Origin of the sequence: Mycobacterium sp. PO1, from assembly GCF_017312405.1 — a bacterium.
Lineage (GTDB): Bacteria > Actinomycetota > Actinomycetes > Mycobacteriales > Mycobacteriaceae > Mycobacterium.
In genome coordinates, this window is the sequence record NZ_BLTG01000074.1 from 98892 (window position 1) to 123343 (window position 24452).

Consider the following 24452-nt stretch of genomic DNA (forward strand, 5'->3'; position numbering starts at 1 on the left):
CCATGCCGTCCGTAACCCCGTCTGGAGAACGCCCCCGTGTACATCGAATACGACGTCGCCGACAGGATCGCGACCATCACGCTCAATCGTCCCGAGGCGGCCAACGCCCAGAACCCCGAGTTGCTCGACGAACTCGATGCGGCGTGGACCCGCGCGGCCGCGGACAGCGAGGTGTCGGTGATCGTCCTGCGGGCCAACGGCAAACACTTCTCCGCCGGACACGACCTCAAAGGCGGCGGGCCGGTGCCGGACAAGATCACGCTCGAGTTCATCATCGAGCACGAGGCCAAACGCTATCTCGAGTACACCCTGAGATGGCGCAACGTCCCCAAGCCGTCGATTGCCGCCGTGCAGGGCCGGTGCATCTCGGGCGGACTGCTGCTGTGCTGGCCGTGCGACCTGATCATCGCTGCTGATGATGCGCAGTTCTCCGACCCGGTGGTGTTGATGGGCATCGGCGGCGTCGAATACCACGGGCACACCTGGGAACTGGGCCCCCGAAAGGCCAAGGAGATCCTGTTCACCGGGCGGGCGATGACTGCCGAGGAGGTGCTGAGCACCGGCATGGTCAACCGGGTGGTGCCGCGAGACGAACTCCACACCGAGACCCGGGCGTTGGCCGAACAGATCGCCAAGATGCCCCCCTTCGCCCTGCGACAGGCCAAACGGGCGGTCAACCAGACCCTGGACGTGCAAGGCTTCTACGCCGCCATCCAGTCGGTCTTCGACGTGCACCAGACAGGGCACGGCAACGCGCTGTCAGTCGGTGGCTGGCCGGTCCTGGTGGACCTGGCGCAGATGAAGGCCGCCAACAGCAGCTAGATGCTCACGGAAGGCGTCAGAGGACGGCCAGGCGGGGCGCCGAACCGCGCGCCCGCAGGCCGGCACCGGCTCTGCGAGCCAATTCCCGTGAGCTGCCCAGCAACCCGTCGAGGACCAGCGCGCGTTTGACATGATGCTGCAGCGCGTGTTCTTCGGTGAAGCCGGTACCGCCGAGCACCTGCTGGCAGTGTTTGGCGGCCGTCAGCGCCGCCTTGCCGGCGGCGGCCTTGGCCAGCATCGCGGTGAGGTCGGGGCTCTCGATCCCGGGTAGACGCAGTGTCGCCTCGGCGCCTTCGACGGCGACCAATGTCTCGGCCAGCCGGTGGCGGACGGCCTGGAAGCCGGCGATCGGCTTGCCGAACTGCGTCCGGTCCAGCGCGTGCTGACGCGCCAGGGTGAGCATGGCCCGTGCGGACCCGACCAGCCACCAACCGGCCGCCCGGCGCGCTTCGCCCAACCGCATCGTCTGCCCGTCGGGCACACGATGGATCGGCAGCCCACCCAGGGTCGGGTCCTCGACCGGTGAACGGCTCCACACCACCCAGTCCCCGCCGGCATAAGGCATCGGCGGAGTACCGCCGGGTACACCGCCGATGGTCTCCAGGATGACATCATTGAGAATCGATGCGTGCGAACCTGTTTCGCCGAGGAGTCGGAAAACCAGCGGTATCGCCTGGTCGGGTACGTCGGCCAGCATCTCGGCCCAGCCCAGCTCGGCCAGTGCGGCATCCAGTTCGGCGCCCGAATGGCTCAGCATCGTCTTGCGCAACGCGTCTTCGAGCAGGTCGAGTTCGAGAGTCTCGGCGTCGCGGTCGGTCATCGTCATTCCTTCCCGAGGTCGAGCAACCGGCGCGCGATGATGTTGCGCTGCACTTCGGCGGTACCGCCGTAGATGGTGGCGGCGCGCGAATACAGGAACTCGGTGCGCCATTCGTCGTCGTCGAGCTCGATCGTGCCCGGTCGTAGGTCGCGCACAGTGTCGTAGAGCAGTTGCTCGGCACCGGCCAGCAAGACCTTGTCGACCGAGGTGTCGGGCCCCAGCTTCATGCCGTCGGCCAGTCGCTGCTGGGTGACCAGTGAGCGGCACCGCAGGGTGTGCAGCGCCAGGTAGACCTCGCCGAGCTCGGAGTCCACACTCTGACCCTGACCCTTGACATCCTCGATCAGCTCGTCGAATCGCGAGTACAGGTAGGCGATGCGCTGCCAGAAGCATGTCGAGCGTTCGTAGGGCAACAGATCCATGGCGAGCTGCCAGCCGTCTCCCGGATTGCCCAGCATCCTGTTCGCGTCGACGACGACGTCGTCGAAGTAGACCTCGCAGAATTCGTCGACGCCGTGCATGGTGCGTAACGGGCGCACCGTGATGCCCGCGGTGTCGAGGTCGACGAAGAACGCCGTGATCGCCTGGTGATCGGGTGTGCCCGCGTCGCCGGTGCGGGTGAGCAGGACGCACCGGTGCGAGTACTGGGCGAAGCTCGTCCAGACCTTCTGCCCGTTGATGACCCACCTGCCGTCCTTCTCGACGGCTCGGGTGGTCAACGAGGCCAGGTCGCTACCCGAACCCGGCTCGGAAAAGCCCTGGCACCACTGTTCGTCGCCGCTCAGCAGGCGCGGCACCATCTCGGCGGCCAGCTCCGGTGAGGCGTAGTCGATCATCGTCGGTGCCAACACCTCGAGCATCGAATACGGTCCCGGCTCGGCCAGTCGGCGGCCGACGACCTCCTCGCCCACGATGGCGCGCAACACCGCAGGCCCGCCGAGCCCTCCCGCATGCTCGGGCCAGCCGTAGCGGCTCCATCCGCCGTCGTAGAGCGCGCGTTGCACCCGGGCGAACTGCCGGAGGTGGCCCTCGAGGCTGTGGTCGTCGGGGGGAGTGAGGTCATTGTCACCGAGCCAGGCCTGCAGTGCGGCCCGGAATGCGGCGGGCTCGAACAGGTCCGTCATCCTGCTTCGGGCCTTCCGATGGCGTGCGGACGACCCGAGTCGTGATCGCCGCTGCGGCGGATGAACGTCATCGCGCGGGTCTTCAACCGCCAGCCGGCATCGGTGCGGACGTAGGTGTCGTTGTAATAGCCGATGCGCATGTCATGTTGGGAGTGCTCGATGAAACACAGCGGCTGGGTGCCGGTCGCGCTGTCCGGGTCCGCGGGGTCGAGTTCGACCAGTGACGTGCCGGTCATGAACAACCCTTTGGGCGCGGCCTCGACCAGTTCCGGGAAGCGCGCGAGCGTGTAGGTCGAGCCGAAGGCGCTGTAGGTCCCGTCCGGTGTGAACACCGACATCAGCCCATCGGTGTCACCCTGGGTGATCGTGACCGCGTATTTGGCGAGGAGCTGTTGGATCTCGACCAGGTCCGCGGTGCGTGAGGGGTCAGTTGGCACAGTCATTCTTGAAGACCTTACCGCCCTTCATTACAAAAATGACATTCTGTGTAACGGTAATGTCCGACAGCGGGTCACCGGGAACCGCGATGATGTCGGCCAGGCATCCTTCGGCGAGGCGGCCGAGCTCGGGCTTGTCGATCAGGTCGGCGGCCACGATTGTCGCTGCGCGCAACACCGCCGCGGGCGGCATGCCCCACTCGACGAGGGTGAGGAGTTCGTCGGCATTCCTGCCGTGCGGGATGGCCGGCGCGTCGGTGCCGACAGCGATCTTGACCCCGGCTTCATACGCGGCTTTGATCGACGTCTCGGCTTTCGGAAACATCTCGGCGGCCTTGTCCTGCAGTACTTTCGGCGCCTTGGAGACATCCATCGCCTGCGCCAGGCGCCTGGTCGTCACCAGGAAGCGGTCATGGTCGACCAGCATCTGGATCGCTTCGTCGTCCATCAGGAATCCGTGTTCGATGCAGTCGATGCCGCAGGCCACCGCATGTTTGACCGCTTCGGCGCCGTGGGTGTGCGCCGCCACCTTGAGTCCGCGGCGGTGCGCCTCGTCGACGATCACCCGCAGCTCTTCGTCCGAATAGTGCTGGGCGCCCGCCTCACCGGTCAGCGACATCACCCCGCCCGAGCAACACACCTTGATCAGCTGCGCGCCATGCTTGATCTGGTAACGCACCGCTTTGCGGATCTCGTCGACGCCGTTGGCGATGCCCTCTTCGACGGTCAACTCGAGCACTCCGGGCATGAACGCCGCGAACATCGTCGGGTCGAGATGCCCGCCTGTCGGCGTGATCGCATGCCCGGCCGGAATCACCCGCGGTCCGTCGATCCAGCCCGCGTCGATCGCCCTGCTCAGCGCGACGTCGAGCAGGTAGCCACCGGTCTTGACGAACAAGCCGAGATTTCGCACCGTGGTGAAACCCGCACGCAGGGTGCGTCGTGCGTTGCCGACCGCTCGCAGCACCCTGGTGGCCGGATCGTCCTGGACCTGGGACAGGCCGGGGTTCTCTCCCCGGCCGCCCATCAGCAGGTTGACCTCCATGTCCATCAGCCCGGGCAGCAGAATCGCGTCACCCAGATCGAGAACATCCCCTTCGTCGGCGGAGCCGACAGGGCCAGCCTGAGCCGTGCCGCCGATACCCACGATGCGGCCGTCGTCGACGGTGATGACACCGGGCCGGATGATCTCGCCGGCGTCGACGTCGAGCAGACCCGCGGCCTTGAGGGTCAAGCGCACTAGACCACCGGCTCCTTGACGAGCTGGATGTATGCCGCGCCGCTGTCGAGCACCCGCGGCTGCTTCCACACCTCCACCGGAAAGCTCACCATCACGATCGACTGTCCCAGATGGACGAGCGCCTTGGCATCGTCGGGCATGCCCTTGAGGGGAAAGCGCGCGTCGACGTAGACCATGATGTCCTCGAGGCGGGCCATGCCGGCATCGTAAAGCTCCTGCATCTCGTCCATCGACGAATTGAGCCGCTTCTGATAGCGCTCTTCCTCGGTGGGCAGGCACCAGTCGCTGAACCGCTCGAGATCGGCGAATTCCTCTGGCAACTTAGGCATTTACTTCGTCCTTCGTCGTGGCTTTGTGGCCGGCAGCGGCGTGGTCGGCCGACGAACCGTTACCGTTGAGGCCCGCCTTGTACGCGTCCACGTACTTGTGGGCGGTGTGGTGCAGGTGGCGGAGCAGGACCTCCTGGTCGCACAGCGGGAAGTCGAGAACGGCGCGCGTGCCGATCTGGGTCTGGGTGGCCTCCAACGTATTGGCGTCCTGGAACGCGTACTCCTTGAATGTCACCGCGGCGAGTTCCTGGGAGAGGCGTTCACGCAGATTCTTCGGCGGCACGAAATACAGGTTGGCCTCGAAGATGTGGGTGTCCACCCCGGTGGGCCAGTAGTTGTAGGTCAGATACCAGCCCGGCACCCAGAACAGCAGCGTGAAGTTCGGGAAGAACTCGAACGAGTCCTGGCCCCAGGTCTTGTGGCGGCCCGGGTTGATCGCCGGCGGCAGCTCGTCGGGCAGGATTCCCTTGATCGCGGGCCGGTCCCACGGCCCGAACAGGCCGCTGTGCAGGATCCGCTCGATGGGCTTGACCATGTTCAGATCCTTCGGCGGGCTCATCCCGCCCCACGACGAGATCATCGAGTGGTCACCCTTGATGTCGTAATGCAGTGCCTCGAAGCCGAATTTGGCCAGCTTCTCGGCTTCCGCCTTCTCGGCCTGCTTCATGTGCAGGATCGGCGCGTGGTAGAACTCGACGAACGCGTCGATGAACAGCTTCCAGTTCGATTTGACCTCGGCGCGATAGCTGTAGTGCTCGGTCATCTCGTGGAAGGGATAGCCTTTCAGGCCCTGGCCGAACTCGCCCAGATACTCCTCCAGCGAGACCGCGTCGTCATCGAAGTTGACGAAGATGAACCCCTCCCACACCTCGCACCGCACCGGCTTGAGCGGGTACTCGGCCTTGTCGACGTCGAAGAACTCCTGCTCCTGCTGGATGAACGTCAGGTTGCCCTGCAGGTCGTAGCGCCAGGCGTGGTACTTGCACACGAACTGGCGGCAGCTCCCGGACACCTCTTCGCCGGGGTAGTCGTTCCAGACCAGCTTGTTGCCACGGTGGCGGCACAGGTTGTAGAACGCGCGGATCTGCTCACCGTCGTTGACGATGATGATCGACGTGCCCGGGCCGACCGAGGGCAGCTCGCGGGTGATGTAGCGGCCCTTCTTGGGGATCAGCTCGACCCGGCCCATCTGAAGCCAGGTCTTGCGGAAAATGGCCTGCTGCTCCAGCTTCCACTGTTCCGGGTCGATGGAGTCCTCGTAGTTGACCGGGCCCGTGCCGAGCTCGGGCCAATTCTCGGTCCAGCTGCCGACATCCGGCTTCTTGAAAAATGCCACGGGTGTCTACCTCTCCTGATCGGGCTCTACGCCGAAGGTGTTGATCGCCATGGCCAGCGAGCCATAGCAGCCGATTGTGAAGACCAGATCCATCAGCTGGCGTTCGTCGAGATGGGCGGACAGCGTCGTCCAGGTCGTGTCGGAGACGTTCGTGTCTCGCTGCAGTTCGTCGACGGCCGCGATGATCGCGGCGTCGAGCTCGTTCGGTGCCTCACCGCGCTCGATTCCGGCGATCACCTCGTCGGTGAGTCCGGCGTTGCGGGCCATGGCGACATGGTGGCGCCACTCGTACTCGCACTTCGTCACGTGCGCGACGCGCAGGACGGCCAGCTCGCGCAGCCGCTCGGGCAGCGTCGAGCCGTAAAGCAGGTGGAAGTTGAACCGCAGGAAGCCGCGCGCCAGCTTCGGGTGACGCATCAGCGTCGCGACCAGATTCCCGGTCGACTCGGGGTTGCGGCGATCAGCGGGCATCAGGCCGGACAGTGCCTGGTCAACGGTGTCGTCCCACTGATCCGCAGGCAATGGAGCCACTCGCACCGCCGTACTCCTCTCGCTCACGAGAATCAGATTCTCATATTCGACCAACAGGTTTTCATTTTTCGGTCGGAACGTCAACGGTGCCGGGTGGGAACGGCGCCGGCGACGTCTCCGTCGGAGGCGCGACGTGCCAGCCAGATAGCTCCAGAACCGTCTTCGGACGTTGATTCTCGCCTGTGGAGAAGATAGTTTCCTCAGTAGGAGAACAGCGCGGTCGTTAGTCTGCGCCCGGGTCGCGCAGACGGGAGGAGCTTCGCCATGCACAGGGACGACATGATTCTGATCAGCGTCGACGATCACATCGTCGAACCGCCGGACATGTTCAAGAACCACCTGCCGAAGAAGTACCTGGATGAGGCGCCGCGGTTGGTGCACAACGAGGACGGTTCCGACACGTGGCAGTTCCGCGACGTGGTGATCCCCAACGTGGCGCTCAACGCCGTCGCGGGCCGGCCCAAGGAGGAGTACGGCCTGGAGCCGCAGGGGCTCGACGAGATCCGCCCCGGCTGTTGGCAGGTCGACGAGCGGGTCAAGGACATGAATGCCGGCGGCATCCTCGGCTCGATGTGCTTTCCGTCGTTCCCGGGTTTCGCCGGTCGGCTGTTCGCCACCGAGGATCCGGAGTTCAGCCTGGCGCTGGTGCAGGCCTACAACGACTGGCACGTCGAGGAGTGGTGCGGGGCGTATCCGGCGCGGTTCATCCCGATGACGCTGCCGGTGATCTGGGACCCGGTCGCGTGTGCCGCCGAGATCCGGCGCAACGCCGAACGGGGTGTGCATTCGCTGACCTTCTCGGAGAATCCCTCGGCCATGGGCTATCCCAGCTTCCACGACTTCGACTACTGGAAGCCGATGTGGGACGCGTTGGTTGACACCGACACCGTGCTCAACGTGCACATCGGGTCCTCGGGCCGGTTGGCGATCACCGCTCCGGACGCGCCGATGGACGTCATGATCACGCTGCAGCCGATGAACATCGTCCAGGCCGCCGCCGACCTGTTGTGGTCCAAGCCCATCAAGGCCTATCCCGACCTGAAGATCGCATTGTCCGAAGGCGGCACCGGGTGGATCCCGTACTTCCTTGAGCGTGTGGACCGTACGTATGAGATGCACTCGACCTGGACCGGGCAGGACTTCGGGGGCAAGCTGCCCAGCGAGGTGTTCCGGGATCACTTCCTGACCTGTTTCATCGCCGATCCGGTTGGCGTGTCCACCCGCCATTCCATCGGCATCGACAACATCTGCTGGGAAGCCGACTACCCGCACAGCGACTCGATGTGGCCGGGCGCGCCCGAGCAACTCGACGAGGTGTTCACCACCAACAACGTGCCTGACGACGAGATCAACAGGATGACCTTCGAGAACGCCATGCGCTGGTATCACTGGGACCCGTTCAGCCACATCGCCCGCGAGCAAGCCACCGTGGGCGCGCTGCGCAAAGCGGCCGAAGGGCACGACGTGTCGATCCAGGCGTTGTCTCATCGGGAGAAGACCGGCGCCTCTTTCGCTGACTTCGCGGCCAGCGCCAAAGAACTGACCGGCAACAAGGATTGACGCGCTGAGCGCAGAGCGAAAAGAGGAGACGACGATGCCGGAAGGCATGAGTTTCGAGTTGACCGAGGATCAGCAGTTGATCCGCAAATCCGTGGCCGAGTTGGCGGGCAAGTTCGACGACCACTACTGGATGCAGAAGGATCAGGACCACGAGTTCCCGCAGGAGTTCTACGACGCCATCGCCGGCGGCGGGTGGCTCGGCATGACCATCCCCGAGCAGTACGGTGGCCATGGGCTGGGCATCACCGAGGCCACCCTGCTGCTCGAGGAGGTCGCCCGTTCAGGTGGGGCGATGAACGCCGCGAGCGCGATCCACCTCTCGATCTTCGGCATGCAGCCCGTCGTCAAGCACGGATCCGACGAACTCAAGGCCCGCACGCTGCCCCGCATCGTCGACGGCGACCTGCACGTGTGCTTCGGCGTCACCGAACCCGGCGCCGGGCTGGACACCAGCCGCATCACCACCTCGGCCAAGCGGGAAGGGGATCACTACCGGGTCAACGGCCGCAAGGTCTGGATCTCCAAAGCGGTCGAATCCGAGAAGATCCTGCTGCTCACCCGGACCACACCGTATGACCAGGTCACCAAGAAGACCGACGGCATGACGCTGTTCCTGACCGACATCGACCGCGATCACGTCGACGTCCGCCCGATCAACAAGATGGGCCGCAACGCGGTGAGCTCCAACGAGGTCTTCATCGACGACCTGATGGTGCCCGTCGAGGACCGGGTCGGCGAGGAAGGCCAGGGGTTCAAGTACATCCTGGACGGGCTGAACCCGGAACGCATGCTCATCGCCGCCGAGGCGCTGGGCATCGGCCGGGTGGCGCTGGAGAAGGCCGTCAAGTACGGCAACGAGCGGCACGTGTTCAACCGCCCCATCGGGATGAACCAGGGATTGCAGTTCCCCCTGGCCGACTCGCTGGCCCGCCTGGATGCCGCCGAACTCGTGCTGCGCAAGGCGACCTGGCTCTACGACAACGGAAAACCGTGCGGACGCGAGGCCAACACCGCCAAATATCTTTGCGCCGAAGCAGGTTTCGGGGCGGCCGACCGTGCGTTGCAGTTGCACGGCGGCATGGGCTACTCCGAGGAGTACCACGTGTCGCGCTACTTCCGGGAATCACGGTTGATGAAGATCGCGCCGGTGAGTCAGGAGATGGTGCTGAATTTCCTGGGCGAGCACGTGCTCGGCCTGCCCCGAAGCTACTGAAGTGGGTGACGTGGCGTCCGCCGCGGCGTGCTACCCCACCGGGCAAATGCGGCCGGTCGACGGCGGAATGGTTATGTAGTCATTCATGACAGTCTCGGAAAGAGATGAGCGGCCTACCGGACCGTTGTCCGGAATCACCGTGGTGACGCTGGAACAAGCCGTGTCGGCTCCGATGTGCACTCGCGTGCTGTCGGATTTCGGGGCACGGGTGATCAAGGTCGAGAACCCCAAGGGCGGTGACTTCGCCCGCCACTACGACGACGTCGTGCTGGGCCCCGGCGGGCTCGCCGCGCACTTCGTGTGGTGCAACCGCAACAAGGAGTCGGTCGCGATCGACCTGAAGTCCGCCGAGGGTCTTGAGTTGTTGCACCGGCTGCTCGATGGTGCGGACGTGCTGGTGTCCAACCTCGCGCCGGGATCGACCGGACGCCTGGGCATCACCGCGGCCGACTTGGCCGAACGGCATCCCGGGGTGATCGCCGTCGAGATCGACGGCTACGGGCCGGGCGGGCCACTGTCGCACAAACGTGCGTATGACCTGCTGATCCAGGCCGAGTCGGGCACCTGCGCGGTGACCGGGCAGGCCGGCGCGCCCGCCAAACCCGGCCCGCCGGTGGCCGATGTGTCCTCCGGTTTGTACTCCGCCCTGTCCATCCTGGCGCTGCTGTATGCCCGGGACACCGGCCGCCGCCCCGGTGGCGGCGGCGTCGCGGTCAGCCTGTTCGACACGATGATGGACGTGATGGGCTATCAGCTGACCTACACCCAACACTCCGGCGTCGACCAGCAACCTCTGGGAATGAGTTCTCCCGCGGTCGCCCCGTACGGCTCGTATGCCACCGCAGATGACCAGATCGTGGTTCTCGGCACCACCAACGACAACGAGTGGCAGCGGCTGGCCCGAGAAATATTGCAGCGCAACGATTTGGCCGACGATCCGCGCTTTCGCGCCAACTCCGGGCGGGTCGTCCACCGAGCCGAACTCGACGAAGCCATCGGCGCCTGGTGCGGCCGGCACGACCTCGCCGAGATCCAGCGCACCGCTGATGCCGCGGGGATCGGGAACTCGCGATACAACGTGCCCAGTGAGGTGGTGGCTCATCCCCAGCTCACCGCCCGCGACCGGTGGCGCGAGGTCCAGACTTCCCGCGGCCCGATCCAGGCGCTGCTGCCGCCTCCCGTGATCGACGGCTTCGAACCTCCGATGGGTCCGGTTCCGGCGCTCGGGCAGCACACCGACGCCGTGCTCACCGAATTCGGAGTCGCGCCTGCCGAGCTCGAGTCGCTGCGGGAACGCGGTGTGATCGGGACGCCCCGATGACCGCGTCGGAGCCCACGCTGCTGTGCCGCGACGACGACGGGGTGCGAACCCTCACGCTCAACCGACCGCACCGTCGAAACGCGATCGACGCCCGACTGTGGGAGGAACTCGCCGATGCACTGCGCGCCGCGGCGCGTGACGATCTCGGGGCCCTGGTGATCACCGGTGCCGGAGGCGCATTCTGCTCGGGCGCCGACGTCGGAGCGGGCGAGACCATCCATCCGCGGCACAAGATGCGCCGGCTCAGCGAGGTCGCCCTGGCGCTGCACGAACTTGCGGTCCCCACCATCGCAAAGGTCACCGGTGTGGCCGTCGGCGCGGGCTGGAACCTGGCATTGGGCTGCGACCTGGTGGTGGCCACCCCCGAGTCGCGCTTTTGTCAGATTTTCGCCAGACGCGGGCTGTCGATGGACCTCGGTGGGTCGTGGCTGCTACCCAAGTTGGTCGGTCTGCAACAGGCCAAGCGGCTGGTGCTGCTGGCGGACATGATCGACGCCGCAGAGGCGCATTCGATGGGGCTGGTCACCTGGGTCAAGAACGCCGAGGAGATCGACGCCTTCGTCGCCGACCTGGCGCGGCGGCTGGCGCAGGGACCGTCTTTCGCGCTGGCGCAGAGCAAGGCTCTGCTCAACGACGGTGCGTGTACGACGCTGCCGCAGGCGCTGGCCAACGAGGCACGCGCGCAACCCGGTAATTTCGCGACCGAGGACTCGACGGAGGCGTACGCCGCGTTCGCCGACAAGCGCGACCCGGTGTTCACCGGACAGTGGTCGCCACACCTGAACACGAAGGAGTAGACATGCGTGACACGGTGATCGTCGAGGCGGTCCGCACCCCCATCGGCAAGCGCAACGGCGGCCTGGCGGACATGCACGCCGCCGACCTGTCGGCGGTGGTGCTCAACGCGTTGGTGGAGCGGGCGGGCGTCGACCCGAGCATCATCGACGATGTGGTCTGGGGCTGTGTGTCCCAGGTCGGCGACCAGTCCAGCAACATCGGTCGTTTCTCGGTGCTGGCAGCGGGATGGCCCGAGAGCGTTCCGGGTACCACCGTCAACCGCGCATGCGGGTCCAGTCAGCAGGCACTGGATTTCGCGGTGACTTCGGTGATGTCGGGACAACAGGACGTGGTGGTTGCCGGGGGAGTCGAGGTGATGAGCCGGGTGCCGCTCGGCGCGGCGCGTGCCACCGGTATGCCCTACGGACCGAGAGTGCTTGCCCGTTACGGAGATTTCTCGTTCAACCAGGGCATCTCGGCCGAACTGATCGCGCAGAAGTGGGGGTTGTCTCGCACCCGGCTCGACGACTTTTCGGCCCGCTCGCACGAACTCGCCGCCGCCGCCCAGGACGCCGGCGCGTTCGACGCCCAGATCCACCCCGTGTTGACCGACGCCGGCCCGGTGTCCGCCGACGAAGGCATCCGTCGCGGCACGACCGCCGACAAGCTGGCCGGTCTCAAACCGGCGTTCAAGGACGACGGTGTGATCCACGCCGGCAACTCGTCGCAGATCTCCGACGGTGCGGCTGCGCTGCTGATCATGGCCGAAGACAACGCGCTGTCGCTGGGGTTGACTCCGATCGCACGCTACCGCGCCGGGGCGGTCACCGGTGCGGATCCCGTGCTGATGCTGACCGGTCCGATCCCGGCCACCGAGAAGGTTCTGCACAAGTCGGGTGTGAGCCTGGACGAGGTCGGGGTGTACGAGGTCAACGAAGCCTTCGCCCCGGTGCCGCTGGCGTGGCTGGCCGAGACCGGCGCCGACGAAGCGCGGCTCAACCCGCTCGGTGGGGCGATCGCGCTGGGCCACCCGCTCGGTGCATCCGGTGCCGTGCTGATGACGCGCATGGTCAACCACATGCGGGACAACGACATTCGTTACGGGCTGCAGACCATGTGTGAGGGCGGCGGCACCGCGAACGCCACTCTGGTCGAGCTGATCGCCTGACCGGGAGAAGCACGTGCGTAGAGATCTGTTCACCGAGGACCACGAGGCGTTCCGTGAGTTGGCGCGCGACTTCGTCGAGAAGGAGGTCGTGCCCGACTACCCGCTGTGGGAGAAGGGCGGCCGGATGCCGCGCGAGGTGTTCGAGCACATGGGTTCGCTCGGCATGCTCGGCATGGCGATCCCCGAGCAGTACGGCGGCGGTGGCGAACCCGACTACCGCTACAACGTGGTGCTGCAGGAGGAAGCCGCCCGGGCGCTGGTGACGTTGTCGACCGTGCGCACCCAGCTGGAGGTGATCCTGCCGTACTTCCTGCACTACGCCAACGCCGAACAGCGCGAACGATGGTTCCCGGGATTGGCGGCGGGCACATTGCTCACCGCGATCGCGATGACCGAGCCCGGTACCGGCTCCGATCTGGCGGGCATGCGCACCACCGCCGTGCGCGACGGAGACGACTTCGTCGTCAACGGCGCCAAGACGTTCATCACCGGCGGTATGCAGGCCGACCTGGTGGTGGTCGTGGCCCGTACGTCGACCGATCCGGACAACCGTCGCAAGGGGCTGACGTTGCTGGTCGTCGAGGACGATATGGCGGGCTTCACCCGCGGACGCGAACTGGAGAAGATGGGCTGCAAGGTGCAGGACACCGCCGAACTGTCGTTCGTCGATGTCCGGGTGCCGGCGGCCAACGTCCTGGGTGAGGTCGACGAGGCGTTCGGCTACCTGGGGCACAACCTCGCCCAGGAGCGGTTGACGGTGGCCGTCGGATCCGTGGCCCAGGCGCGCTCGGCGATCACCGCGGCCATCGACTACACCCGCAACCGCACGGCGTTCGGCACGCCGGTGGCATCGTTCCAGAACACCAAGTTCGAGCTGGCGGCCTGCTCGACGGAGGTGGAGGCCGCCCAGGCGATGCTCGACCGTGCGGTGGCGCTGCACGTGGAGGGGGAGCTCTCCGGGGCGGACGCCGCCCGGGTGAAGCTGTTCTGCACCGAGATGCAACAGCGGGTCGTCGATCGGTGCCTGCAGCTGTTCGGCGGCTACGGCTACATGATGGAGTATCCGATCGCCAGGCTGTACACCGACGCGCGCGTCGCCCGGATCTATGCAGGCACCAGCGAGGTGATGAAGGTGATCATCGCCAAGTCTCTGGGTCTGTGACGTCGGCTGAGCATGTAATGCGAATGGCGCACCACGCCAGCCGAATACGCCGCCGCGGGCTCGACTCCCGACCGGTCTGACAGCGCTGACCTGCAGCGTTACACGTGTCAATAAATTTGTTAATTGAGACCCTTGTCACAACGCTCGAACCTACCTACTGTGTGTTCACTAGGTTGGATTGTGCCGAAGGAGTCATGTGTCAGCCCCCGAGCCCGCCACCGCCCTGGAGACGCCGAGGCGGCCCTATGCGGCCCTTCTCGCCAAAGGTGAGGATCGTCGGCAGCGCATCCTCGGCGTGGCCGAGCGGCTCCTGGCCCGCAATGGATGGCGGAACACCTCGCTCGCGCAGATCGCCAAGGAGGCCGGCGTCACCCCGGCCGGACTGCTGCACCATTTCGAGTCGAAGGAGCAGTTGCTCAACGCGGTGCTCGATGCGCGCGACGCCGATGACGACGCGCACGCTGATTACCGCAGCGGCGACCTGATCATCGAGCTGAGCCGGGTGCCGGAACGGTTCCAGCGCGCACCCGAACTGGTCGGCACCTTCATGGTTCTCCTGGCGGAGAACATCGCTCCTGACGCTCCTCTGCACGACCGTCTGCACAAGCGCTACCGCGACGCCGCCGACATCATCACGGCGATCATCGAACGCGGTCAGCGCAACGGTGACTATCGCAACGACTTCGACGCGGCCACCAAGGCTGTGGAGATTCTCGCCTTCATCAACGGAATGGAGACCCTATGGCTGCTCGATCCTTCAATCCCGCTGACCGAGGTATTCGAGGGGTACGCGGACTCGCTGCGTCGGGACCTGGCCCCGACAAGGCCGCAGCCCATGCCGACATGAGATACCGGCTCGACGTCGTCGCGCCGACGGTGCTCGATGCGGTTCACTCCGCCGGAGGGTGGATCTACGACCGGGTCATGGCCGGCTGGGACGTGACGGTTCTGGTGGGCAGCGGTGACAACGTCCGTCCGCTGGAGATCCTGGGGGCCGCGACGGCAGATCTCGAATCTGTCCTGGAGGAGTGGGCTGATCGCCCGCACCCGCAGACCGTTGCCGTGTCCGCGGATCTGTTCAGCCGCGACGAAAGGGTGCGCCGCGGCGTGGTCGGGGCGTTGGATCAAGGTGCCACGGAGGTCACGCTCTGGGGGCAGGCGCTGCCGGCGGAGTTGGACAGCAGCGTCGACTCGGTGGTGCATCGGCTCAGCGCCGCTGCCCGTGCCTTCAAGGCACAGGCGCTGGGTGCGTGCGGGGTCGCCGAGCAGGGTGTCGCGCCGGTGGAGACGTTCTGCTGCGGCATGATGGCCTCGGTCGCCGCGGATCTCGTTCCGGCAAGCTGATCACCGCAGATCGATCAGAACCTTGCCGATCGCGCGGCCATCGCGCACGTGCCGCAGCGCCGCGGCAATGTCGTCCAGCGCAAATACCGCCCCGACATGAGGTTTCACCCGTTCTGAGGTGAGGAGCTCCCGCAACTCGCCCTCGTTGCGGTCGAATTCGTCGGCGGGCACATCCTGGAACTGGAACCCCACCAGCTGAACACCTTTGAGCAGAATCAGGTTCAACGGGATACGGGGGATCGCGCCCGACGCGAAACCGACGGTGACGAACCGGCCACGGCGGCGCAGCGACCGAAGAGCCGGCTCGCTGAGGGCGCCGCCGACCGGGTCGAGGACCACATCGGCTCCCTCCGGCACGGTTTCGCGGAGGGCGGCGCGCAGGTCGACTGCCGTGTGATCGAGCAGCCGCGTGGCGCCGTAACAGGCTGCGGCATCGAGTTTCTCCGCCGAGGACGCCACCGCCGTCACCCTCGCCCCGAGCGCGACCCCGAGTTGCACCGCGGCCAGCCCCACACCCCCGCCCGCTCCGAGTACGACGAGTTCGTCTCCGGACTTCACCCGTCCCACCGAGCGCAGGCTGTGATAGGCGGTGCGGTGTGCGACGCCCGCGGCCGCCGCGGTGACGTCGTCGACGCCTTCGGGGGTGGGGGACAAGCTCGAGGCATCCACGACGAGGCGTTGCGCGAACGCGCCATGCATCGCGGTTCCCGTCACCCGGTCCCCGACGGCGAACCCGGTGCCGGAGGAACCGACCTCGTCCACGACGCCGGCGAACTCACTGCCCGGCACGAACGGCGTGTCCACGCTGACCTGGTAGCGGTCGGCTACCAGAAGGACATCGGGATGGTTGACCGCAGCGGTCGACACGCGCACGCCAATCTGCCCCGGTCCCGCCGGCGGCACAATGTGGTTCTCCACACGGACCACCTCCGGCGGTCCGTGTTCCCGGCAGATGGCGGCACGCATTGCCGTGCTATCCCCGGTAGTCCGTGGACTCGGCGAGGTCGGCGGCCGAGGCCATCAGTTCGGTGACGACCGGCCCGAATGCCAGCAGTTTCTCGTCGTTCCCGGCACGCTGGAAACCCTGCTCGAGGACGATGGCCAACTTCCACTTGGCGAGCACCAGGTAGTAGTCCAGGTCGTCGACCTGACGTCCCGACACGTCGGCATAGTGCGCGACCACGTCGTCGCGCGAGGGCATGCCGCGCATGTCGACATAGCCCATCTCGGAAGATCCTGGATGCGCCGTATCCGCCGGCCAGGACTGCACCATCCACGCCAGATCGAGCTTCGGGTCACCCACCGTGCCCATCTCCCAGTCGACGACCGCGGCCAGCCGGGCCGGCGCACCGTGGCGGTACATGACATTGGCGAACTGGTAGTCGCCGTGCATCAGGCCCGGGACGAAGTCGAGGGGTTTGTGGGCGCGCAGCCACGCCGTCGCGGTCTCGAGTCCCGGCAGTTCCCGGCGCTTGATTCGGTCCAGGAAGCCGATCCACCGATCCACCTGACGCTCGTGAAACCCGTCGGGCCGGCCCAGATCAGTCAACCCCCGGGCCTGCCAGTCCACGTTGGACAGCAGCGCAATACCTTCGGCCAACTGGTAACTCAGTCCCTGCCGAGCGGTGAGGTCGCTGTCGAACGGTTCGGGCCAACGGCCGTGGGTGTCCATCGGCGACCAGCCGTCGATGAAGCCCATCAGGTAGAAGGGGCGCCCGAGGATCTCGGCGTCGGCGCAGACCGCGACCGCCTCGGTGTGCGGGACATCGGTGCCGTCGAGCGCCTCGATGATGCGCCACTCCCGCAGGATGCCTTTGTCACGGTCCGGGGGCGCGCCGGGCGGAGGCATCCGCAGCACACAGCGGGCGTCGCCGCGGATGATCTCGTGGATGACGTTCTGGGTACCGCCGGACAGAAATCGGGTGTTCAGCGGCTCGCCCTTGCCCGGCAGGCCCGCGCCGTCCATCCATGCCGCCAGCCGGTGGGTGTCGAGCGGCTCGGTCACAGATTGCCCACCTCGTGCTCGAGGTAGTCGGCGAATTTGGCGTGGGCTGCTTCCCGTTTGGCCGGAATCCATTCGCTCGGCCAGGTGCCGTCGGCGGGGGTGTAATCGCGCAGCACCTGTTTGGCCACCGTGGCCTTGTGAACCTCGGTCGGGCCGTCGGCCAATCCCATCACCGCGGCGCCGGTGACCATCCCGAGGAACGGAACCTCGTTGGTGACGCCGAGCGCGCCATGGACCTGCATGGCGCGCCAGGCGATGTCGTGCAGCACGGTGGGCATGACGACCTTCACCGCGGCGATGTCCTTGCGGACCTTCTTGTAGTCGTTGTATTTGTCGATCTCCCAGGCCGTGTAGAGCACCATGAGCCGGAATTGCACCAACTGGGCGTAGGAGTCGGCGATGTAACCCTGGACGAACTGCTTGTCCGACAGGCGACTGCCCTGAGTCTGGCGGCTCAGTGCGCGCTCGCACATCATGTCCAGAGCCTTGCGGGAAAGTCCGATGGTGCGCATCGCGTGGTGTATCCGGCCACCGCCCAGCCGGGTCTGGGCGATGACGAACGCCTGCCCCTCACCGCCGAGCAGGGCCTCGCCGGGAACCCGGACGTTGTCGTAGTGGATCAGCGCGTGGCTGCCCTGCCCGGCCTGTTCCCCGTAGAGACCGATGTTGCGTTCGATCTTCACCCCGGGAGTGTCGGTGGGCACCAGGAACATCGACATCCCCTGATAGGCACTGACGTTCGGGTTCGTCACCACCATCACGATCAGGAAGGACGACGTCGCGGCGTTGGAGGAGAAGAACTTCCAGCCGTTGATGACCCAGTCGTCGCCGTCGCGGACCGCCGACGTGGTGAACATCGTGGGGTCGGCGCCGGCGTGCGGTTCGGTCATCGAATAGCAGGAGAAGAGTTCACCGTTCAGCAGGGGCTCCAGGTAGCGCTGCTTCTGTTCGGCGGTGCCGTAATGGGCGATGATCTCCGCGTTGCCGGTGTCGGGCGCCTGACAGCCGAAGATGATCGGCGCCCACTGGGACCGGCCCAGGATCTCGTTGAGCAGAGCGAGTTTGAGCTGTCCGTAGCCCTGGCCGCCCAGCTCCGCGCCCAGGTGGGTGGCCCACAGCCCGCGTCGGCGCACCTCCTGCTTCAACGGGTCGATCACCTCGCGCCGCTTGCCCTCCAGCGGCATGAACTGCTGGTGGGGGAATGCGAGGTCGAGCGGTTCGATCTCGTCCCGCACGAACTCGTCGGCCCAGTCGAGCACCTTCTGGTACTCGGGGTCGGTCTCGAAATCCCACATGCGGCCTCCTTGCCGTCAATGGATGGTTCGGTGCGCGAAGCCGTTGATCACGGCCATGATGTCGCCGGTGACGACCGCGGCGAACGACCGGTCGCCGAAAGCGCCTGCGGCCCAGTGCCGGGCGCCTTCGCTCACCAGCGTCTGAGACAGATAGGCCAGGTGGGCGATGTCGTCCCCGGACGCCGTGCCGGCGAGCTTCCCGTCGGCGTGCGCGCGGGTGAAGAGTTCGGTGAACATGTCGGTCTCGGCGTCCGAGGCCCTTCCCTCGGCGAGGATGCGGTGCTCGTGGCGGTAGCCCTCGAGGATGGTCTCGATGATCAGATCGCGGGGATTGCGCGCCATGGACCGCTCGAAGGCGGTGAGGGCTGCGTGGAGCACCGGTTCGACCTCGTAGGGCTTGTCGAGCAGGTCGTGGATCGTGCGATGGGCCGATCGGGTGGACAGCACGCCCACTTCGAAGAGCACATCCTCCTTGCGGGGGAAATAGAAGTAGAACAGCGCTTTGGAGACCCCCGCGGCGGTGCAGATGTCGGCGACGGTGGTCAGCGCATACCCCTGGGTGCGCCACAGCGCCATCGCGGCCTGCACCAGCGCGCGCTTGGTCTCGCGCGACTTCGCCCGCTGAAAAGACGCGCGACGCTGACCACGGTCAGCATCGGGGTTCGTTCGGGCTGCAGCCACGTTCCGGAAATTACAGCACCGAACAGGGGCGAACAATAGTTGACCTGAGTCCAACTAATTCCGCGCTGTAGGGAGTCGTTGCTCATCCGGGTCTGCCTTCTCCACGACGTGAGCCTGGTCGACCCCGGCTCGCCGGGTCAGGTAGTCGATCTGAAGGTGAATGGCGTACAACACCAACGGAGGCAGCACGATGAAGGGGATGTTCTCCGCGATGAACTTGAACCCCAATCCGTAGGCGCCCTGCCCGATGTTCGCGAACCCTGCGCCGACCTCCGCGAGAAAGTACACGGCAGTGCTGCTCATCAGCACCGCGCAGCCTGCGAATGCCACCCAGAGGCAACGAATGCGCGATTCGGTAGGCAGCGTCGGCCGGATGAGCCGGGTCCACATGGCGAACACGGTCGCGCCGGTGCAGACGCCGACGATCTCCAAGGCGAAGATCCAGGGGTTTCCGCTGACGTAACGGGTGTCAGCCAGTGCGTACTGCCACCACAGCCATTTCCAGCCGGGATCGTCGGTCGGGGTCCATAAGCCAAGCGGGTGACCGATCAGAAATACGAGTTCGTAGCCGATCTGGCTGCACGCGGTGTACGGCAGATAGAACAATGTCAGCTCGGCAGCCTTGTCGATTCGGGTTCGATTCTCCCCGGGCGCATCCCACAACAGCACGAAAGGAAGAAGTATCACCGGGATTCCGAACATGAGGTTCGCGACGACATCCACTGTGAAGCTCGGTGGGAGGACTCCGACGCTCACGGCGATGGTTATAAGGACGAACACGGCGACGGTGAAGAGCGCAACGCCGGTGTAGATCCGTAGTCGGTGGGGTGCCCACGGCTGCGCGAACTCTGGCTCGTTGTCGAGCGCCGTCCTGTGATCGGGCATCCCTGCAACCTCCGTCGCTGCCAGTTACCAACTGCTTGTCACTCAGCGGTGCTATCGGGTTTCCGGAGTTGCGGCGGGCCCCGTGTGTGCACCACCAGGGGGCCTGAGTAGTGCCGTCGTTGACGTCGGCCGACCGGTATGGAAACCTGATACGCAAAGATGAGAATAGCATTCTCGCTCGAAGAGATCGTCGGATGGAGTGACATGGCGGAGGACCTCACGAAGGTCGACTTCTTTCGGGACAGCCGGTTGACCGATGACCCCTACACGTTCTACGAGGCCTTGCGCGAGAAGTGTCCTGTCACCAAAGAGGAGCACTACGGCGTCACGATGGTGACCGGCTGGCAGGAGGCGGTGGATGTCTACAACGACGCCGAGACGTTCTCCTCGTGCATCTCGGTGACCGGGCCGTTCCCCGGTTTTCCGGTGTCCCTGGAGGGCATGGAGGACGGAGACGTCACCGCACTGATCGAGCAGCACCGTGACGAGATCCCGTTCAGCGACCAGTTGCCGACGCTCGACCCGCCGACCCACACCAATCATCGCGCGCTGCTCATGCGGTTGATCACGCCCAAGCGTCTGAAGGAAAACGAGGACGCGATGTGGCAGCTCGCCGACGACATCCTCGACGACTTCCTCGCTCCGGGGGAAGGCGAGTTCATCAAGGGTTTCGCCGGACCGTTCACATTGCGGGTCATCGCCGACCTGCTCGGGGTACCCGAGGAGGACCGTCCGGAACTCCTCGAGCGGCTGGCACGTGGCACCCACGGAAGTGGGCTGGGTAATGCGGACAAAACACTGACCAAGACGCCGCTGGAGTACCTCTACGACGTGTTCGCCACCTACGTCGAGGACCGGCGCGCCGAGCCCCGTGACGACGTGCTCACCGGACTGGCCACGGCCAGCTTCCCCGACGGCTCGATGCCTGAGGTCGGCGACGTCGTGCGGGTCGCCACCAACGTCTTCTCCGCCGGTCAGGAGACCACGGTGCGGCTGCTGTCCACCGCGCTCAAGGTCCTCGGCGACCGGCGCGACATCCAGCAGAAGTTGCGCGCTGACCGCAGCCTGTTGCCGAACTTCATCGAAGAATGTCTGCGCATCGAGAGCCCGGTCAAAGGAGACTTCCGGTTGTCTCGCGTGCCCACCACCGTCGGTGATCAACCTCTGGGCGCGGGCTGCACCCTGATGGTCATCAACGGTGCGGCCAACCGGGATCCGCGCCGTTTCGAGGACCCCGACGACTTCGATCCGGAGCGCAAGAACGCCCGCCAGCACCTGGCTTTCGGCCGGGGCATCCACAGCTGCCCGGGGGCTCCGCTGGCTCGGGCCGAAACGCGCGTCGGGTTGGAGCGACTGCTGGACCGCACCGCCGACATTCGGATCTCGGAGACTCATCACGGCCCCGCCGAAAAACGGAACTACCAGTACATCCCGACCTACATTCTGCGCGGGCTCACCGAGCTGCACCTCGAGTTCGACCTTGCGTGAGACGGCGCGAGTGAAAGTGTGAGTGTGAGAGTCACTGTCGACGAGGACCGCTGCGCCGGACACGGTATGTGTCTGACGCTGTGTCCAGAGGTGTTCACGATGACCGAGGACGGCTGGGCCGTGGCGGATCCCGGTGACGTCCCGCCCGCGCTGCAGGACGCCGCGCACGAAGCCGTCCAGAACTGCCCCGAGCGGGCGATCCGTGAAATCGACTGATTGGAAGGGGAATCAACGTGGCCAAGGGCTATGTGATCATCACCGAGGAAATCAAGGATCCAGAGGGGATGGCCGAGTACGGCAAGCTGGCGTCGAAAACCATGGCCGGCGCGACGGTTCTGTCGATCGGACACAACCCCACGGTCATCGAGGGTGACTGGCCCGCAACACAGACCGTGTTGCTGGAGTTCGAATCCGTCGATGCGGCCAAGGAGTGGTATTACTCGGACGCCTACCAGGAAGCGGTGAAGCTACGTCAGGCCGCGGCGGACTGCAACGGGGTGATTGTCTCCGGCTTCTGATGGCGTCGTCGGTTGCCGTCATTCGTCACGGATAGAGATGGCCTGCCGCGGGCACTGCCGCACCGCTTCTTTGACCTGCTGCTCGTTCTCCGGCGTCACCTCGTCCTGCAAGACGTGCAGATAGTCCTCATCGTCGAGGTCGAACACCTCCGGGATGATGCCCATGCACACGCCATTGCTTTCACAGAGTCCGAAATCGACGTCGATCTTCTGTGCCATCACTTCACCACCTTCACCGGAACATGGTGGTAGCCGGCGACATTCTGCATGTTGACCCGCTCGAGACGGTCGAATGCGACGTCGAACCGGGGCATGAAGTCGAGCAGATGATCCAGGGCGATGGCCGTCTCCATGCGGGCCAGTGCCGCGCCCAGACAACTGTGGATGCCATAACCCAGTCCGAGATTCTGCGCCTGGGTGCGGTCCCGGTCGATGTCGAATGTCTCGCCGTCGTCGAAAGCACGAGGATCGCGATTGGCGGCGGCGCCCATCAGGAACACCGGCTTGTTCGCCGGAATCCGGCCGCTGGGCAATTCCACGTCCTTGAGGCTGTAACGGACGTTGTACTGCACCGGCCCCACGTAGCGCAGCAATTCTTCGACGGCCGCGGGGATCTTGCTGCGATCGTCGAGCAGCTTCTGCCACTGCTCGGGGTGACGGGCGAACTCGACCACCGCGCTGCCGACCAGCTTCGTGACCGTCTCGGCGCCGGCGCCGCCGAGCAGCGTGGTGAAGCCGGTGATCTCGATGTCGTCGAGCCGGCGCATCTCCCCGTTCTCGTCGGGAATCTGCGCGGCGATCAGCCTGCTGATCATGTCGTCCTGGGGGTTCTTGCGACGCTCCTGGACCAGGCCGTAGTAGTACATCCCAGAATCGATGTTGGCCTGCATGTTCTCGTCGTCCATCTCGATCTGGCCAGGCTTGCGATGCAAGCTGGTGTCGATCCAGTGCCGGACCTGCTGGCGAAACTCTTCGGGGACCCCGGCCATCCGGGTGATGACCTCAACCGGGAACGGTCCGGAGAAATCCTGAACGACGTCGAAATTGTCCGGGTCGGCCTCACTCAAATAGTGCTCGACGAGCTCGACGACGGTGTCCCGCTGCGACTGGATCGCCCGAGGGGTGAACGCCTTGTTCAGCAGGCTGCGCATGTGACGGTGATCGGGAGGATCCATGAAGATGATGGACTTCTGCGGAACCTCGCCTGAGCGGACCATCCCGAGATCGCAGCCGCGCGCCGACGAGAACCCGTCATGATCCTTGAACGCCGCGGCGACGTCGGCATGTCGGGTCAGCGCGTAGAAGTCCTGCTCTTCGTCGTAGTAGATCGGCGCCTCGTCGCGCATTCTGCGATAAATCTCGTAGGGATTGTCGAAGTACTCCTGGGCGACCGGGTTGAACACCAATGTGGGCTTTGTCATCAGGTCCTCCTCGGCGCGGTATGCGGAGCCGGAAACGTTACGGAAGGCTGTTTCACTGTAATGGCTCCAGTATGTGACACTTGGTCTCGAAAGTCAGCTGATTGGGCAACGGCGCGGCGCGCGATCATGGCGTCACCGTCTTCAGGATTCTGTCGAATTCGCCCAGGTCATCGTTGAGGTCGCCCACCGTGTCCCGCACCACCGCGATGTCTTTGCCGATGAACTCGCCGACCGCGGCGAGGAACGCCTCGGCCGAGCCTGTCCTGGCGATCATCGAGAGCACCCGGCTCTCGGCGCTGCCGTGCGTCAGCGCGTTGAGCAGCGACGTCTCGCCGACGTCGAGCCGGGAGGCGAGCCGGACTGCTTCGGTGACCAGTCCGATCTGCGCCGCGAACAGCGTGTTGTTGACGAGCTTGACGGCCTGGCCTGTCCCGGTGGAACCGGTGTGCAGGATGGGATGGCCGTAGCTGCTCAGTACCGGGCGAGCCCGGTCCAGCGCCTCCTCGTCACCGCCGACGAACAACGTCACCGCCCCCGCGGCGATGTCGTGCGGCCCGCCGCTGACCGGCGCGTCGATGACCGCCACGTGGTGATGCCTCGTCGCGATCGACTGCGCGGTCTTCGGGCTGCCCGTGGTGTGCAGGATCAGGACAGAGTCTGGAGCCATGCGTGCCACCAGCTCACCGTCCAGACACAGCTCCCTGACCTGGTCGTCGCTGAACACACACACCACGACGACGTCGGCGCCGGTGGTCACCGCAGTCAGGTCGGTGACCGGCTCGGCCCCCTGTTCAGCCAGCGCAGCTGCCTTCTCGCCGGTGCGCGCCAGCACCCGGACCTCGTGGCCGGCGCCGAGCAGGCGGGTCACCATCGGGGTGCCCATGCGGCCCGCGCCGACGAATCCGACACGGGTCATCGTGTTGCTCTGCTCTTCGCGCAAGCGCTCATCGTGTTGCTCTGCTCTTCGCGCAAGCG

27 protein-coding genes are annotated in these 24452 nt (G+C 65.7%); 12 read left to right on the forward strand and 15 right to left on the reverse strand.

Annotated features, from left to right (window positions below; genetic code table 11):
- Window positions 1–36: 36 nt before the first annotated feature.
- Window positions 37–822: an enoyl-CoA hydratase gene (locus J3476_RS21880; protein ID WP_207068448.1), complete on the forward strand. Its 786-nt coding sequence runs from the start codon at window positions 37–39 to the stop codon at window positions 820–822.
- Window positions 823–838: 16 nt separating this feature from the next.
- Here the strand turns inward: J3476_RS21880 and J3476_RS21885 are convergent, their stop codons facing one another.
- From J3476_RS21885 to J3476_RS21915, 7 genes are read right to left on the reverse strand one after another with little or no spacing between them, the layout of a single operon-like run.
- Window positions 839–1642 (reverse strand): acyl-CoA dehydrogenase family protein, encoded by an 804-nt coding sequence (locus tag J3476_RS21885; protein WP_207068449.1) that lies wholly within the window; start codon window positions 1640–1642, stop codon window positions 839–841.
- Window positions 1643–1644: 2 nt separating this feature from the next.
- On the reverse strand, window positions 1645–2766 hold the full coding sequence (locus J3476_RS21890) for an acyl-CoA dehydrogenase family protein (protein ID WP_207068450.1): 1122 nt from the start codon (window positions 2764–2766) through the stop codon (window positions 1645–1647).
- Window positions 2763–3209, reverse strand: coding sequence for a nuclear transport factor 2 family protein (locus J3476_RS21895; protein ID WP_207068451.1), 447 nt, complete (start codon window positions 3207–3209; stop codon window positions 2763–2765). The genes J3476_RS21890 and J3476_RS21895 overlap by 4 nt, the downstream gene beginning before the upstream one ends.
- On the reverse strand, window positions 3193–4443 hold the full coding sequence (locus J3476_RS21900; protein WP_286183515.1) for an amidohydrolase family protein: 1251 nt from the start codon (window positions 4441–4443) through the stop codon (window positions 3193–3195). Before J3476_RS21900 ends, J3476_RS21895 begins: the two co-directional genes overlap by 17 nt.
- Entirely contained in the window at window positions 4443–4772 is a 330-nt protein-coding gene (locus J3476_RS21905) for a hypothetical protein (protein ID WP_207068452.1), read from the reverse strand. Before J3476_RS21905 ends, J3476_RS21900 begins: the two co-directional genes overlap by 1 nt.
- On the reverse strand, window positions 4765–6108 hold the full coding sequence (locus J3476_RS21910; protein WP_207068453.1) for an aromatic ring-hydroxylating dioxygenase subunit alpha: 1344 nt from the start codon (window positions 6106–6108) through the stop codon (window positions 4765–4767). Before J3476_RS21910 ends, J3476_RS21905 begins: the two co-directional genes overlap by 8 nt.
- 6 nt (window positions 6109–6114) lie before the next feature.
- Window positions 6115–6645, reverse strand: coding sequence for a carboxymuconolactone decarboxylase family protein (locus tag J3476_RS21915; RefSeq protein ID WP_207068475.1), 531 nt, complete (start codon window positions 6643–6645; stop codon window positions 6115–6117).
- 258 nt (window positions 6646–6903) lie between these two features.
- Here J3476_RS21915 and J3476_RS21920 point away from each other — a divergent pair, with 258 nt between their 5' ends.
- From J3476_RS21920 to J3476_RS21955, 8 genes are all read left to right on the forward strand, one after another.
- Window positions 6904–8199 carry an amidohydrolase family protein gene (locus J3476_RS21920; RefSeq protein ID WP_207068454.1) on the forward strand — a complete coding sequence of 432 codons (1296 nt, stop codon included), beginning with the start codon at window positions 6904–6906 and terminating at the stop codon, window positions 8197–8199.
- Window positions 8200–8233: 34 nt separating this feature from the next.
- Window positions 8234–9412: an acyl-CoA dehydrogenase family protein gene (locus tag J3476_RS21925; RefSeq protein WP_207068455.1), complete on the forward strand. Its 1179-nt coding sequence runs from the start codon at window positions 8234–8236 to the stop codon at window positions 9410–9412.
- A gap of 85 nt (window positions 9413–9497) precedes the next feature.
- Complete coding sequence (locus J3476_RS21930; RefSeq protein WP_207068456.1) at window positions 9498–10733, forward strand: CaiB/BaiF CoA-transferase family protein; 1236 nt, start codon at window positions 9498–9500, stop codon at window positions 10731–10733.
- On the forward strand, window positions 10730–11530 hold the full coding sequence (locus J3476_RS21935) for an enoyl-CoA hydratase/isomerase family protein (protein WP_207068457.1): 801 nt from the start codon (window positions 10730–10732) through the stop codon (window positions 11528–11530). Before J3476_RS21930 ends, J3476_RS21935 begins: the two co-directional genes overlap by 4 nt.
- Window positions 11531–11532: 2 nt before the next feature.
- Window positions 11533–12678: a thiolase family protein gene (locus tag J3476_RS21940; RefSeq protein WP_207068458.1), complete on the forward strand. Its 1146-nt coding sequence runs from the start codon at window positions 11533–11535 to the stop codon at window positions 12676–12678.
- A gap of 13 nt (window positions 12679–12691) precedes the next feature.
- Complete coding sequence (locus J3476_RS21945) at window positions 12692–13840, forward strand: acyl-CoA dehydrogenase family protein (RefSeq protein ID WP_207068459.1); 1149 nt, start codon at window positions 12692–12694, stop codon at window positions 13838–13840.
- Between the two features lie 196 nt (window positions 13841–14036).
- A complete protein-coding gene (locus tag J3476_RS21950; protein ID WP_207068460.1) occupies window positions 14037–14687 on the forward strand; it encodes a TetR/AcrR family transcriptional regulator in 651 nt (216 codons plus the stop codon).
- Complete coding sequence (locus J3476_RS21955; protein WP_207068461.1) at window positions 14684–15184, forward strand: hypothetical protein; 501 nt, start codon at window positions 14684–14686, stop codon at window positions 15182–15184. The genes J3476_RS21950 and J3476_RS21955 overlap by 4 nt, the downstream gene beginning before the upstream one ends.
- On the opposite strand, the gene J3476_RS21960 is transcribed toward J3476_RS21955, so the two are convergent.
- The 5 genes from J3476_RS21960 to J3476_RS21980 are packed head-to-tail and all read right to left on the reverse strand — an operon-like array spanning window position 15185 to window position 20050.
- A complete protein-coding gene (locus J3476_RS21960; RefSeq protein WP_207068462.1) occupies window positions 15185–16150 on the reverse strand; it encodes an NADPH:quinone oxidoreductase family protein in 966 nt (321 codons plus the stop codon).
- 7 nt (window positions 16151–16157) lie between these two features.
- On the reverse strand, window positions 16158–17150 hold the full coding sequence (locus tag J3476_RS21965) for a phosphotransferase family protein (protein ID WP_286183526.1): 993 nt from the start codon (window positions 17148–17150) through the stop codon (window positions 16158–16160).
- A 35-nt stretch (window positions 17151–17185) separates the two neighbouring features.
- A complete protein-coding gene (locus J3476_RS21970; protein WP_207068464.1) occupies window positions 17186–18484 on the reverse strand; it encodes an acyl-CoA dehydrogenase family protein in 1299 nt (432 codons plus the stop codon).
- Between the two features lie 15 nt (window positions 18485–18499).
- Window positions 18500–19165, reverse strand: coding sequence for a TetR/AcrR family transcriptional regulator (locus tag J3476_RS21975; protein ID WP_286183520.1), 666 nt, complete (start codon window positions 19163–19165; stop codon window positions 18500–18502).
- 54 nt (window positions 19166–19219) lie between these two features.
- The gene (locus J3476_RS21980) at window positions 19220–20050 is read right to left on the reverse strand and encodes an emopamil-binding protein (protein WP_207068465.1); all 831 of its coding nucleotides are present in this window, start codon (window positions 20048–20050) and stop codon (window positions 19220–19222) included.
- A gap of 204 nt (window positions 20051–20254) precedes the next feature.
- On the opposite strand from J3476_RS21980, the gene J3476_RS21985 reads away from it, so the two are divergent.
- Genes J3476_RS21985 through J3476_RS21995 form a run of 3 tightly spaced genes read left to right on the forward strand, consistent with a single transcriptional unit; the run spans window position 20255 to window position 22056 of the window.
- A complete protein-coding gene (locus J3476_RS21985) occupies window positions 20255–21538 on the forward strand; it encodes a cytochrome P450 (RefSeq protein ID WP_207068466.1) in 1284 nt (427 codons plus the stop codon).
- A gap of 24 nt (window positions 21539–21562) precedes the next feature.
- Window positions 21563–21754 carry a ferredoxin gene (locus J3476_RS21990; protein WP_207068467.1) on the forward strand — a complete coding sequence of 64 codons (192 nt, stop codon included), beginning with the start codon at window positions 21563–21565 and terminating at the stop codon, window positions 21752–21754.
- 17 nt (window positions 21755–21771) lie between these two features.
- Complete coding sequence (locus tag J3476_RS21995) at window positions 21772–22056, forward strand: DUF1330 domain-containing protein (protein WP_207068468.1); 285 nt, start codon at window positions 21772–21774, stop codon at window positions 22054–22056.
- 18 nt (window positions 22057–22074) lie between these two features.
- Here the strand turns inward: J3476_RS21995 and J3476_RS22000 are convergent, their stop codons facing one another.
- The 3 genes from J3476_RS22000 to J3476_RS22010 form a co-directional block, all read right to left on the reverse strand.
- Window positions 22075–22275: a ferredoxin gene (locus J3476_RS22000; protein WP_207068469.1), complete on the reverse strand. Its 201-nt coding sequence runs from the start codon at window positions 22273–22275 to the stop codon at window positions 22075–22077.
- A complete protein-coding gene (locus tag J3476_RS22005) occupies window positions 22275–23477 on the reverse strand; it encodes a cytochrome P450 (protein ID WP_207068470.1) in 1203 nt (400 codons plus the stop codon). The genes J3476_RS22000 and J3476_RS22005 overlap by 1 nt, the downstream gene beginning before the upstream one ends.
- A gap of 124 nt (window positions 23478–23601) precedes the next feature.
- Complete coding sequence (locus J3476_RS22010) at window positions 23602–24393, reverse strand: NAD(P)-dependent oxidoreductase (RefSeq protein ID WP_207068477.1); 792 nt, start codon at window positions 24391–24393, stop codon at window positions 23602–23604.
- Window positions 24394–24452 lie beyond the last annotated feature (59 nt).

Coding starts and splice junctions, on each gene's coding strand:
- J3476_RS21980 (WP_207068465.1), bottom strand. CDS start 20,050: ATGCCCGATCACAGGACGGCGCTCGACAACGAGCCAGAGTTCGCGCAG.
- J3476_RS21940 (WP_207068458.1), top strand. CDS start 11,533: ATGCGTGACACGGTGATCGTCGAGGCGGTCCGCACCCCCATCGGCAAG.
- J3476_RS21955 (WP_207068461.1), top strand. CDS start 14,684: ATGAGATACCGGCTCGACGTCGTCGCGCCGACGGTGCTCGATGCGGTT.
- J3476_RS21885 (WP_207068449.1), bottom strand. CDS start 1,642: ATGACCGACCGCGACGCCGAGACTCTCGAACTCGACCTGCTCGAAGAC.
- J3476_RS21890 (WP_207068450.1), bottom strand. CDS start 2,766: ATGACGGACCTGTTCGAGCCCGCCGCATTCCGGGCCGCACTGCAGGCC.
- J3476_RS21985 (WP_207068466.1), top strand. CDS start 20,255: ATGGCGGAGGACCTCACGAAGGTCGACTTCTTTCGGGACAGCCGGTTG.
- J3476_RS21920 (WP_207068454.1), top strand. CDS start 6,904: ATGCACAGGGACGACATGATTCTGATCAGCGTCGACGATCACATCGTC.
- J3476_RS21960 (WP_207068462.1), bottom strand. CDS start 16,150: ATGCGTGCCGCCATCTGCCGGGAACACGGACCGCCGGAGGTGGTCCGT.
- J3476_RS22010 (WP_207068477.1), bottom strand. CDS start 24,393: ATGACCCGTGTCGGATTCGTCGGCGCGGGCCGCATGGGCACCCCGATG.
- J3476_RS21925 (WP_207068455.1), top strand. CDS start 8,234: ATGCCGGAAGGCATGAGTTTCGAGTTGACCGAGGATCAGCAGTTGATC.
- J3476_RS21970 (WP_207068464.1), bottom strand. CDS start 18,484: ATGTGGGATTTCGAGACCGACCCCGAGTACCAGAAGGTGCTCGACTGG.
- J3476_RS21905 (WP_207068452.1), bottom strand. CDS start 4,772: ATGCCTAAGTTGCCAGAGGAATTCGCCGATCTCGAGCGGTTCAGCGAC.
- J3476_RS21895 (WP_207068451.1), bottom strand. CDS start 3,209: ATGACTGTGCCAACTGACCCCTCACGCACCGCGGACCTGGTCGAGATC.
- J3476_RS21965 (WP_286183526.1), bottom strand. CDS start 17,150: ATGGACGGCGCGGGCCTGCCGGGCAAGGGCGAGCCGCTGAACACCCGA.
- J3476_RS21930 (WP_207068456.1), top strand. CDS start 9,498: ATGACAGTCTCGGAAAGAGATGAGCGGCCTACCGGACCGTTGTCCGGA.
- J3476_RS22000 (WP_207068469.1), bottom strand. CDS start 22,275: ATGGCACAGAAGATCGACGTCGATTTCGGACTCTGTGAAAGCAATGGC.
- J3476_RS21935 (WP_207068457.1), top strand. CDS start 10,730: ATGACCGCGTCGGAGCCCACGCTGCTGTGCCGCGACGACGACGGGGTG.
- J3476_RS22005 (WP_207068470.1), bottom strand. CDS start 23,477: ATGACAAAGCCCACATTGGTGTTCAACCCGGTCGCCCAGGAGTACTTC.